The following is a 10522-nucleotide window of genomic DNA, read 5'->3' as shown; positions in this document are numbered from 1 at the left end:
GCGGTGGGGTCACTGCGCGGTCGGCCCGGGGCGCGTCGGTGGCGTTCGGTCGGATACCCATATCGCGGTGCGGATGGTGAGAAATACCAGGTCAATAGTGATGTCCAGCGTGGACTATGGCTTGTTGTCCTTTGCGGCTTTCTGGCGGCCGAGGTGGTGCAGCGCAGCGCAGGACAGGGCCAGCGCCACGGTGGAGGCGATCGTGCGGACGAGGTTCCACGTGGTCCACGGCCCCTCGTAGGCGGCGCGGACGGCCGCCGGGTCGGCCAGCAAGTGTGGATCGCCGGCGGTGGCCAGCTGGTCGTTCAGCGGGACATTGACCACGAGGGTGAGCAGGAATCCGCCGACGGCGTAGATGAGGAAGGCCGCCGCTAGCAGGGCGGTGGCGCGCCCGCGCCACCGCCGCCATCCCAGGGCTGCGGCCAGGGCGGTGATCGCGAGCGCGCCGAAGAAGCTCGGCGCGAAGCCCAGATTGCGGACGTGGGCGTTGACGGCCTGCATGGCGGCGATGAACGTGACGTCGTCGGCGTGGGTGAGGCCGACCATGACGGAGCAGGCGTAGGCGTAGAAGAAGCCGGAGACCAGACCGAGGAGCACCGTGGCGAGACCGGTGGCGACCATTTGAGCCCGGAGCGTGGGGGGCGTGTGAGCCATTCCAGTACCGTACGGTACGGTTCGTAGATGAGTCCGTTGCCAAATTTCACCCGCCAACCCTCGTCCGCCCGCGGGGAGGCGCGGCGGGCCGCGATCCTGGACGCCGCAGTGGAGATCCTGGAGGCCGAGGGATTCGCGGCACTGTCCACCCGCAAGATCGCCGAACGCGCCAGGGCGTCGAAGGAGACGATCTACCACCAGTTCGGCGACCGGCACGGACTCCTGGAGGCCATCGTTCTCCGCGAGGCCGCCGCCACCAACGAACGGGTCCGCGCCGCGCTGGACGCACCCGACGGCGCACCGGTGCGCCCCGTCCTGCTGCTCGCCGTCACGGGGCTGCTGACACTGCTCACCGGGTCGCGGTCCCTCGCCCTGAACCGGACGGCGATCGCCGGCATCCCCGCGGCCCCCGAACTCGCCGAGCTCCTCCTCGCCCACGGCCGGCACACCACCGGACCGCTGTTCGAGGCGCTGCTGGCCCGCGCCCACCACGAGGGCGAACTGCGCTGCCCCGACCCCGCCGACGCGTTCACGATCCTCTACGGACTCGCCGTCCGCGACGCCCAGATCATCGGACTCCTGACCGCCACGACCTGGTCCCGCGCGGCGATCGAGGCCCGGGCCGACGCGGCCGTCGAGCTGTTCTACCGCCTGCACACGCCGTAGCGGACCCGGACCTGTCATGGATCGGCCACCCCGTGCGTCGACGAGATCACCGACCAGATTCGGCCCGTACCCGCATCCGTCAGGTCCCTTGTGGTCGGTTGTGCCGGTGGGACAGACTGGCGGGCATGCGGCTGGGCTGGGGTTTCGAGCACTGGTCCTGGGTCGTCGGCCTGGGCGGGTATCTGGTGTGCTGCGCCCTGGCCTGGTACGCGGAATGGCGGACCGGACGGCGGATGGCTCCGCCGGAGCGGGCGAGGATCGCCGAGTACATGGCGGAGCTCGAGTCCCGACCTCTCCCGGATTCCGACCCGCACCCTGAGGTGCTCGGCATCTTGCAGGACGGGTCGAACGGTGCCACCAGAGCTGCCCTGACCTGGCTGCACCTGAGCGGAGCCGCCTCCGTCTCAGGTCTGGTCCGCGCGACAGGGCCGCTACCCGCCGGTTCTGGGACGGTCGCCAGGGCGATCCATGCCGACGCCTCGACCGGATCCGGGATCCACCGTGAGGACCTGAACCCCCGTCGTCGGCACCACCGGGCACTGGTCAACTCGGCGATAAACGGATTCATCGGGGATCTGCAAGACGGGTCCCTGCTATATCCGGACAGTCCGGATCCCTCTCGGCGGTCCCGCAGCCCGGTGCAGGTGGCCTGGGGTGCGCTTCCCCTCGCCGGCGCAATACTCGTCCTCGACGGGGCCGGTCCGGCGCTGCTGATCCTCGCGGCGGCGGCCCTCCTCATGTACAGCACGGCCAGGGGGCCTGGCGGGTATGTGTCCTACCCGTTCAGTAGAACGCCGTTCGGCATGCGGCTCTTGCGCCGGGCCCGGGAACGGTACGCGAAGCTGGACGTGGCGGGACTCGACCCGGCGGCTCTGGCTGCCGCCACGATCGTTCTCGGACCCGAAGTGCTCGCAGAGCACCACCCGGACTTGTACAACTTCCTGTGCGACCCGGACCTCATCGGACCCGATCCCGATGTCGACATCGACTCGGCCGGATGACCGCCGGATCGGCGACAGGAGCCCGGACGGCGGGACCCTGCTGTTCGGGCTCGAGGAGGAACTGCTCGGCGCGGCCACGTCGCCCGTGAACGCGACCCGGGGCATCACCGGCGGCTACGAGCGGTCCACCCTGCGCACCTTCGACGTCGCCACCGGGAAGGCCCGGCCCAGGCCGGTGTTCACCATGTTGGACGCGTGCTGGTCGGTCGCGTACAGCCCCGACGGCAAGCGGGTCGCGCGGAGCGGGGCCGGAGTCGTGGGGATGTGAGCGAGGGGCTGGCTCCGCACGAACCAGCCCCGACGCGCGGTGGTGTCTACCGGAACTGGTGCAGGTTCTCGCGCAGATAGGCGCCCAGGGACCGGGGTGGCCGGCCGAGGACGCGTTCGACGGTGTCGGTGGGCGTCTCCGGATGGGTGACGGCGAGTTGCTGGATCTCGACGATGTGGCCGGCGAGCCAGTCGGGCATGTGGGCGTGTTCGGTGAGGTTGCGGCGCATGGCGTCGGGCGGCAGGTCCACGTAGCGGATCGTCCGACCGAGCAGGGAGCTGAACACGTCGGCGAGCTGCGGGTAGGTGAAGGTCCGGTCGCCGGTCAGCGTGTACTCCCCGCCGGCGAGTTCCGGGCGGGTGAGGGCCGCGGCAGCCACGTCGGCGATGTCGCGGCAGTCGATGTACGTGCAGCCCGCCTCGCCCATCGCGCCGAGGATGACGTCCTGGGCGGTGATCGTCGGCGCGAGGTGGGGCAGCTTCTGCAGGAACGCGTAGGGCCGCAGCACCGTGTGGGTGACGCCGGAGGAGCGGAGGTGTTCCTCGATGGCGTGGTGCCAGCGGGAGAACAGGACCGGGGACCGCGGGCCGACGGCGGGGGCGGACAGCTTCACGATGTGCCCGATGCCGGCTTCGGCGGCGATGTCGATGACCTGGGTCTCCAACATCACCTGTGCCGGGCTGTTGGACATGGTCAGGAACAGCTGATCGGCGCCCTTGAAGGCGACCCGCAGCGAGTCGGGGTCGGCGGCGTCGGCCGCGTGGATCTCGACCGGGCCGCCGCCCAGGCCGTCGAGGCGGGCCCGCAGACTCTCGGGATCGCGGCTCAACGCCCGCGAGGGGACGCCGAGCGTGCCGAGTCTGTCGAGGAGCGCGCTGCCGGTGGCTCCGGACGCTCCCAGGATGACGATCATGGTGTGCCTTTCGGGTTGGTGCGGCTATGTGGCCGCGGGGGTTGGTGCCGCCGACGCCGGTCGGTCCGGCGGGTGGCGGTGAACGTGGTGGCCGGTCAGGCGCCGGACATCGGGTCCGCGGCCGGTCGGTCGGCGCGCTCGATGCGACGTCGTGCCCCGCGCCACCGCCAGCAGATGATGGTGGCGGCCACCGCGCCCGACAGCGGCAGATCCCACTGGATCCGGGTGGGCAGTGGCCCGCCGAAGGGTCCGAGCCGGTCGGGTAGCCAGCCCAGGGCCAGCCACGCGAGCAGGCCCGTGACCGCGGCGGTGACGACCACGAACCACACGATGAGTACCGGGCGGGGTGCCGTGGTCGTCCACGCCCGCCGGACTCCCCGGCGTTGCAGCCAGAGACCGAGCGCGGCGGCGACGACCGCGGAGGTGCCGGCGATCGACGTGAACGCCGCCAGCAGCAGACCGGGCTGCCCGCTGATCAGGCCGCCAGCGCCGGCCGTCACCGCCGGGGACACGTACGCGACGAGGACCTCCCGCCACAGCACGAACTGCCGCGGCCTCGGTCGGGTGGGGGACGGCGCGTGCACGGTGGTGCTCACAGTGGACTCCTGATAATTAGCTGGCTAACTATATGGGTACAGTTGTGGGAAGGGATGGGAAAGCCGGTGTTAGTCCTCGGTGAGCGCGGCGATGCCCCGCGTGACGCGGCCGAGCAGGTCGAGGAAGACGGTGCGCTCCTGCGTACTGAGATCGCCGACCATCGCCTGCAGGCGCCCGAAGTGCTCGCCCGCCAGGTCGCGAAGCTTCTGCGCACCCCGGGCGGTGAGCACGACGACGGCCGAGCGCCCGTCCTCGGCCGAGGACCTGCGCAGCACCAGGCCGTCGCGTTCGAGCCGGTCGAGCAGGCCCGTCACCGTCGCCCTCGACACGCCCAGGCTGGCCGCCAGGTCCGACGGCGACTTCTCCCCGCCGTGGTCCTCGAGATCGGCGAGCAGCCGGTAGCGGCCCGTGGACAGGTCGAACCGCGCGAAGTGCACCTCCGACGCCTGCCCCAGCCGGGCACCGGCCGCCATCAGTCGCACCGCCACCAGGACAGCCTGGGGGTCGACGTCGAGACCGTACCGGCGGATCTGGCGCGCCGCCTGCTCCAGCGTCGGGGTGTCCACGGTGCGCTCGTCCTCTGCCACGAATGTAGTATGGCGGCTAACTAGATCGCGGTCAAGGTGGCCAACCGCTCACGGCAGGTGGCCCGTGGCGTTGAACTCCGCGAGGCGCAGCCGGCCGGTCGTCGCCTCCCACCGGTTGACGGCCGCGTTGCGCACGCTCCCGGCCAGCATCAGCTCCGTGAGTTCTGCTTCGTCGAGTTGTTCGGTGACATACCGGAGCATGAGCACGACAGCGTCGTGGGTGATGAGGAGCACGCGCCTGCCGGGCTCGACACGGTCGAGGTCGGCGAGGAACGTCCGCAGGCGTGCCGCGACGTCGGCGAGGGACTCGCCGCCCGGCGGCCGGTGGTAGAAGTCGCCCAGTCGCTCGCGCCGCCGCGCCTCCTCGGGGAAGCGACGGGCGATCGTGGCGGGGGTGAGCAGTTCCAGGTGTCCCATCTCGCGATCGCGCAGACGCTCGTCGACGCGGGTCGGGCAGGCCGGGCGGCCCGCCGCGGCGGCGTGTTCGGCGGCCAGGTCCCAGGTCTGGCGGGCGCGGAGGTAGGGCGAGCAGTAGGTGACGTGCGGGAACCGGGCCGGTGGCAGGGCGGCCAACCAGCCGCCCAACGCCGCGGACTGCGCGCGGCCGGCCGGCGACAGCTCGACATCGGCGTCCCGACCGGCGAGGTCCACGTCGCGGCCGGTCGCCTCGGCCTCGGCGAACGCCACGTTCGCGGCACTCTGTCCATGGCGGACGGCCACCACCTCGGCCGGACACGGGTGGACGGTGTCACCACGCGATGCGGTCATAACGCAGCAGTATCCGCCCAGCGGCTCCCGGGGACAACGGGTCGACCCGGAGTCCGCGGGTCGGTGAAGAGTTCTGCCAGGCGGACTGCGCGTTGTGTGGAGCGTTCGCTGCGTGTTCACGTGGTGGTCGTCGGTGTGCCGGAAGCTGTCCAGGGCGCGCCACCCTGCCTGTGACCCCTGCGAGAAGAGGACCGGCTAGATGCGTACACGAAAACTGGGTTTCGCTGTTGTTGTCGCCCTGTCCGTCGCCGTCGTGGGCCTGTCGGGGACGCCGGTGGCCGCACGGGCGCAGGCGACGACGACGGTGCGGATCAACGAGGTCGAGTCCAGCGGCGGGAGCCCGGGGGACTGGGTGGAGCTTGTCAACACCGGCACCGCCGCGGTCGACCTGTCCGGCTGGGTGGTCAAGGACAACGACAACGCCCACACGTTCACGATCTCTTCGGGTACGACCCTGGCGGCGGGCGCGTTCCTGGCCCTCGACGTCGAGACGTCCTTCGGCCTGGGCAGCTCCGACTCCGCACGGCTGTATCAGCCCGGCGGCAGCGTCCTGGTGGACTCCTACACCTGGACGGCGCACGCGGCCGTCACCTACGGCCGGTGCGCCGACGGGACGGGCGCCTTCACCAGCACGTCCCCGGCCACCAAGGGCGCGGCGAACTCCTGCGGCGGCCCCACCACGACCTGGCCGGGTGACGCCGCGGTCACCGTCGCCGACGGGTCCAACGTGTTCGGCACCAATCTCAGCGGTCTGTCCTTCCAGGACGCCGGGGTACTGTGGGCGGTGCGCAACGGGCCCAGCATGATCTACCGGCTCGTCCCGAACGGCGCGACCTGGCGGCCCGACCCGGCCGGCGGCTGGGGCTCGGGCAAGGCCCTGCGCTACGCCAACGGCGGCGGCGACCCCGACGCCGAGGGTGTCGTCGTCACCCCCGACGGCACGTTCGTGGCCACCGAACGCGACAACAACAACAGCGGCACCAGCCTGGCGAAGGTCCTCAAGTACGACACCGCGTCGAGCGCCAGCACCCTGAACGCGACGGCCGAGTGGAACCTCACCGCCGACCTGCCGTCGATGGCGCCGAACAGCGGGCCCGAGGGCATCTCCTTCGTGCCCGACGCCTTCCTGACCGCGCACGGCTTCCTCGACGAGCACACCGGTGCCGCCTACCAGCCGGGCTCCTACCCCGGACACGGCAGCGGACTGTTCTTCGTCGGGGTGGAGACCAACGGCGCGATCTACGCCTACGCCCTCCAGGCCGCCGGGACCTACACGCGCGTCGCCACGATCACCAGCGGCTTCGCCAGCGTCATGGACCTGGAGTTCGACCCCGCCACCGGGCGGCTGTGGGCGGCGTGCGACGACACCTGCCACGGCCGTACCGCGACCCTGGAGGTCAACGCCCAGGGCAGGTTCGCCTCCACCGCCGTGTACGACCGCCCCACCGGGATGCCCGACTACAACAACGAGGGCTTCGCCATCTCCCCGGCGGCGTGCGTCAACGGGCGCAGGCCCGTGATCTGGTCCGATGACTCCAACGACGGTGGACACGCCCTGCGCGCGGGCACCCTCACCTGTAGCTGACCGCGCGAAGGGAGGGCGGCACCGCGCGGTGCCGCCCTCCCCCCACGGGGGTCAGACCGTCCAGACGAGGCAGAACGGGTGACCGTCGGGGTCGGCGTACACGCGCCAGTTGTCGCCCTCGCCCGGCAGCCGGGTCGCACCCAGCTCCAGCGCCCGACTCTCCGCCGCGTCGACGTCGGTGACCGTGAAGTCCAGGTGCATCTGCTGCGGGTGCGCCGGGTCCGGCCACCGCGGCGGGCGGTAGTCGGCCACCGGCTGGAAGAGGATCTCGCCCATCGGGGCCGGCTCCGCCGTGCCGACCCACGCCATCTTGTCCTGCTGGTACTTGACCTGGTAACCGAGCAGGGCGGCGTAGAACTCCGACAGCGGCGCACCGTCGGGGCAGTCGATGTTGACCGCGAACGTCCTGATCGGCTCGGCCTGCTCGCTGGCGCACAGGCAGAACGGGTGCCCGGCCGGGTCGGCCAGCACGGTGCGGCTGGCACCGGTCTCGATCGTGCGCGCGCCGAGCTCCTCGGCCCTGGCCGTGGCCGCGGCCAGGTCGGCCACCTGGAAGTCCATGTGCATCTGCTGCGGATGTGCCTGATCGGGCCACCGCGGTGCCACATGGTCGGGGGCGGCCTGGAACCCGAGCCGCCAACCGTCGCCGGTGAAGGTCGTGACCCACTCGTCGTCGGCGTACCGCTCCTCGCCGCCGGTCAGGGCGACGTAGAACCGGGCCAACCCCCGATGGTCCTGTGCGTCGAACACCACGGTCTTCAGCTGAGTACTGCTAGCACCTGACATACCGAGTGATCCTGCCACCGACGCCGGAGGAAGATCAACCGCCCGCGCGGCGCGGTCAGACGTTCGCGACGGCCGTGCCGAACGGGTTGTCGATGATGTAGCGCCACAGGCCGTCGGCGCCCCGACGGGCGACGTCCGTCGCGGTGCCCTCGATGTGCGTGTGCTCGCCGTCCGGTCCCGGGCCGTCGATCACCCAGTCGACGATCAGCAGCGCGATATCGTCCACGACGTAGGTGTGCCGGGTCCGGACGGAGATCGGCAGACCCAGGCCGAGGAATCCGGCCAGGGCCCGGGACCGGTCGTCCCCTGTGAGGCTGACCCCGGGGCTGGGGACGAAGACGGCGCAGTCGCCCTCGTACACCCGCGCCAGCGCCTCCGGGCTGCCGGTGTTGAAGGATGTGGCGAACACTGCCGGATGTTGCTCCGCGTCCGTGGTCAGCGCGATAGTGGTCTGATGGTGGCCTTCGACGTGCGATGCGATGTTCATGCCGGCAGTCAACCCGGCGGCGAAGTAGCTCACCAAACGGAAACCCACGCCCCGGTGCCCGACGGCCGCGGCGACTGGGACGGCGAGCTGGTGCCCGACGAGCGCGGGCGCGCCGCCCGCCCCGAACCCGACTGCCCGGTCGAGATCGCGCTCGCCGCGGTCGCCGGCCGGTGGACCACCCTCGTCCTGCGGGAGCTGATGCACGGGCCGCACTCCTACAGCGACCTGTGCGAGCGGCTGCCGGACATCAGCGCCAAGGTGCTCGCCGAGCGGCTGCGCGTGCTGGAGCACCGCGGTCTGCTGACCCACGAGCGGCTCCGCGGCTTCCCGGTCCGGACCCGCTACCAGCTCACCCCGGCCGGACAGGCGTTGCGGCCGCTGCTCATCGAGCTCTACCGCACCGGGGTCGCGGTCGACACCGCGCTCGGACAGCGGACCGTCGCGACAGCCGATGCCGGGCGCGCATCCCGCTGATCTCCGTCCACGGCGGACGAGAACGACGAAAGGCAAGGAGTTCGATCACTCCTTGCCTCTATCAACATATATCCCACCGGGGGGCTTGCCGCAAGACCCGGGTCGTGCCGCAGACTCTCCACCGGCCCCAGATTCTGTGGAAAACAGTGTTACGCGAAGTATCGACGCTTCCGTCACGCTGGGATCTGCGGACGGGTGGGCACCCGGCCCGGAGGCGCGGGAGCGTGCGCCACCGGGCCGCACGGAGCGGGGGGCCGAGACGCGGCCTCGTTGAAGGGGGATCTCATGATGGACGTCATCGTCGCCGGCGGCGGACCGACCGGCATGATGCTGGCCGGGGAACTGCGACTGCACGGCGTGCGCGTGCTCGTGCTGGAAAGGGATGCCGAGCCGACCGGACAGGTCCGGTCACTCGGCCTGCACGTCCGCAGCATCGAGGTGCTGGCCCAGCGCGGCCTGCTGGAGCGGTTCCTGGCGACCGGCCGGCGGTACCAGCTCGGTGGCTACTTCGCCGCCATCGACAAGCCGTGGCCGGAGCGGATGGACACCGCGCACGGCTACATCCTCGGCATCCCGCAGCCAGCGACCGAGCGTCTGCTGGCCGAGCACGCCGCCGAGCTGGGCGCCGAGGTCCGGCGCGGCTGCGAGGTGGTCGGGCTGAGCCAGGACGATGACGGGGTGACCGTGGAACTGGCCGACGGCACCCAGATGCGCTCGCGCTACCTCGTCGGCTGCGACGGCGGTCGCAGCACCGTGCGCAAACTGCTCGGCGTCGACTTCCCCGGCGAACCCGCCAGGACCGAGACGCTGCTCGGCGAGATGGAGGTGACCACGCCGCCGGAGGAGATCGCGGCGGTGGTGGCCGAGATCCGCAAGACCCAGAAGTGGTTCGGGCTCGGGCCGTCAGGGGAGGGGCTCTACCGCGTCGTCGTGCCCGCGGCGGGCGTGGCCGAGGACCGTTCCGTACCGCCGACCCTGGCGGAGTTCCAGGAGCGGCTGCGGGTGTTCGCTGGCACCGACTTCGGCGTGCACTCGCCGCGCTGGTTGTCCCGGTTCGGCGACGCGACCCGGCTGGCCGAGCGCTACCGGGTCGGCCGGGTGCTGCTGGCCGGCGACGCGGCGCACGTCCACCCGCCGCTGGGCGGGCAGGGCCTCAACCTCGGCATCCAGGACGCGTTCAACCTGGGGTGGAAGCTGGCCGCCGAAGTCGCGGGCTGGGCGCCGGAGAGCCTGCTGGACAGCTATCACCTCGAACGGCACCGGGTGGCCGCCGACGTGCTGGACAACACCCGCGCCCAGGCCGAGCTGATGTCCACCACGCCGGGCGCCCAGGCGGTGCGCCGACTGTTGACGGAACTGATGGACTTCGAGGAGGTCAACCGGTACCTGATCGAGAAGATCACCGCGATCGGGGTCCGCTACGACCTCGGCGAGGGGCCCGCGCCGCTCGGCCGGCGGCTCCGGGACATCCCACTGAAGCGGGGCAGCCTCTACGAGCTGACCCACGCCGGCCGTGGACTGCTGCTCGACCAGACCGGCCGGCTCTCGGTGGCGGGCTGGGCGGACCGGGTCGACCACGTCGTCGACGCCAGCGAGGAGTTGGACGTGCCGGCCGCGCTCCTGCGGCCGGACGGGCACGTCGCGTGGGTCGGGGAGGACCAGCGGGATCTGCTCGACCACCTGCCCAGATGGTTCGGCGCACCGGTCAACTGACCGCGGTCTCGGGGGTGTCGTCG

General features: G+C 71.5%; 13 protein-coding genes. 6 read left to right on the top strand and 7 right to left on the bottom strand.

Annotated features, from left to right (window positions below):
- Window positions 1-114: 114 nt before the first annotated feature.
- A complete protein-coding gene (locus tag IW245_RS09030; RefSeq protein ID WP_197002730.1) occupies window positions 115-654 on the bottom strand; it encodes an anthrone oxygenase family protein in 540 nt (179 codons plus the stop codon).
- 27 nt (window positions 655-681) lie between these two features.
- Between IW245_RS09030 and IW245_RS09025 the strand changes: the two genes are divergently transcribed.
- From IW245_RS09025 to IW245_RS09015, 3 genes are all read left to right on the top strand, one after another.
- Complete coding sequence (locus IW245_RS09025; protein WP_197002729.1) at window positions 682-1320, top strand: TetR/AcrR family transcriptional regulator; 639 nt, start codon at window positions 682-684, stop codon at window positions 1318-1320.
- Between the two features lie 125 nt (window positions 1321-1445).
- A complete protein-coding gene (locus tag IW245_RS09020; RefSeq protein ID WP_197002728.1) occupies window positions 1446-2321 on the top strand; it encodes a TIGR04222 domain-containing membrane protein in 876 nt (291 codons plus the stop codon).
- The gene (locus tag IW245_RS09015) at window positions 2296-2589 is read left to right on the top strand and encodes a WD40 repeat domain-containing protein (RefSeq protein ID WP_197002727.1); all 294 of its coding nucleotides are present in this window, start codon (window positions 2296-2298) and stop codon (window positions 2587-2589) included. The genes IW245_RS09020 and IW245_RS09015 overlap by 26 nt, the downstream gene beginning before the upstream one ends.
- A 46-nt stretch (window positions 2590-2635) precedes the next feature.
- Here the strand turns inward: IW245_RS09015 and IW245_RS09010 are convergent, their stop codons facing one another.
- The 4 genes from IW245_RS09010 to IW245_RS08995 all read right to left on the bottom strand — a co-directional run bounded on the left by IW245_RS09010 (window position 2636) and on the right by IW245_RS08995 (window position 5454).
- Window positions 2636-3502, bottom strand: a complete 867-nt coding sequence (locus tag IW245_RS09010) for an NmrA family NAD(P)-binding protein (protein ID WP_197002726.1) — start codon at window positions 3500-3502, stop codon at window positions 2636-2638.
- A gap of 95 nt (window positions 3503-3597) precedes the next feature.
- Window positions 3598-4098, bottom strand: a complete 501-nt coding sequence (locus tag IW245_RS09005; RefSeq protein ID WP_197002725.1) for a hypothetical protein — start codon at window positions 4096-4098, stop codon at window positions 3598-3600.
- Between the two features lie 69 nt (window positions 4099-4167).
- The gene (locus IW245_RS09000) at window positions 4168-4686 is read right to left on the bottom strand and encodes a MarR family winged helix-turn-helix transcriptional regulator (protein WP_197002724.1); all 519 of its coding nucleotides are present in this window, start codon (window positions 4684-4686) and stop codon (window positions 4168-4170) included.
- A gap of 48 nt (window positions 4687-4734) precedes the next feature.
- Window positions 4735-5454: a histidine phosphatase family protein gene (locus IW245_RS08995; protein ID WP_197002723.1), complete on the bottom strand. Its 720-nt coding sequence runs from the start codon at window positions 5452-5454 to the stop codon at window positions 4735-4737.
- Between the two features lie 199 nt (window positions 5455-5653).
- Here IW245_RS08995 and IW245_RS08990 point away from each other — a divergent pair, with 199 nt between their 5' ends.
- Window positions 5654-7039, top strand: coding sequence for a lamin tail domain-containing protein (locus IW245_RS08990; protein ID WP_197002722.1), 1386 nt, complete (start codon window positions 5654-5656; stop codon window positions 7037-7039).
- A gap of 51 nt (window positions 7040-7090) precedes the next feature.
- Here the strand turns inward: IW245_RS08990 and IW245_RS08985 are convergent, their stop codons facing one another.
- Both IW245_RS08985 and IW245_RS08980 read right to left on the bottom strand, forming a co-directional pair.
- Complete coding sequence (locus IW245_RS08985) at window positions 7091-7792, bottom strand: VOC family protein (protein WP_307788872.1); 702 nt, start codon at window positions 7790-7792, stop codon at window positions 7091-7093.
- An 88-nt stretch (window positions 7793-7880) separates the two neighbouring features.
- Window positions 7881-8312, bottom strand: coding sequence for a YybH family protein (locus tag IW245_RS08980; RefSeq protein WP_197002720.1), 432 nt, complete (start codon window positions 8310-8312; stop codon window positions 7881-7883).
- 90 nt (window positions 8313-8402) lie between these two features.
- On the opposite strand from IW245_RS08980, the gene IW245_RS08975 reads away from it, so the two are divergent.
- Together IW245_RS08975 and rox are read left to right on the top strand one after the other, a co-directional pair.
- Window positions 8403-8786, top strand: coding sequence for a winged helix-turn-helix transcriptional regulator (locus tag IW245_RS08975; RefSeq protein ID WP_307788953.1), 384 nt, complete (start codon window positions 8403-8405; stop codon window positions 8784-8786).
- Window positions 8787-9071: 285 nt separating this feature from the next.
- Window positions 9072-10499, top strand: a complete 1428-nt coding sequence (rox, locus tag IW245_RS08970; protein ID WP_197002718.1) for a rifampin monooxygenase — start codon at window positions 9072-9074, stop codon at window positions 10497-10499.
- Window positions 10500-10522: the final 23 nt, after the last annotated feature.

Origin of the sequence: Longispora fulva (assembly GCF_015751905.1) — a bacterium.
Lineage (GTDB): Bacteria > Actinomycetota > Actinomycetes > Mycobacteriales > Micromonosporaceae > Longispora > Longispora fulva.
Note: the sequence above shows the minus strand (reverse complement) of the source record. Positions and strands in the feature narration are given on the sequence as shown.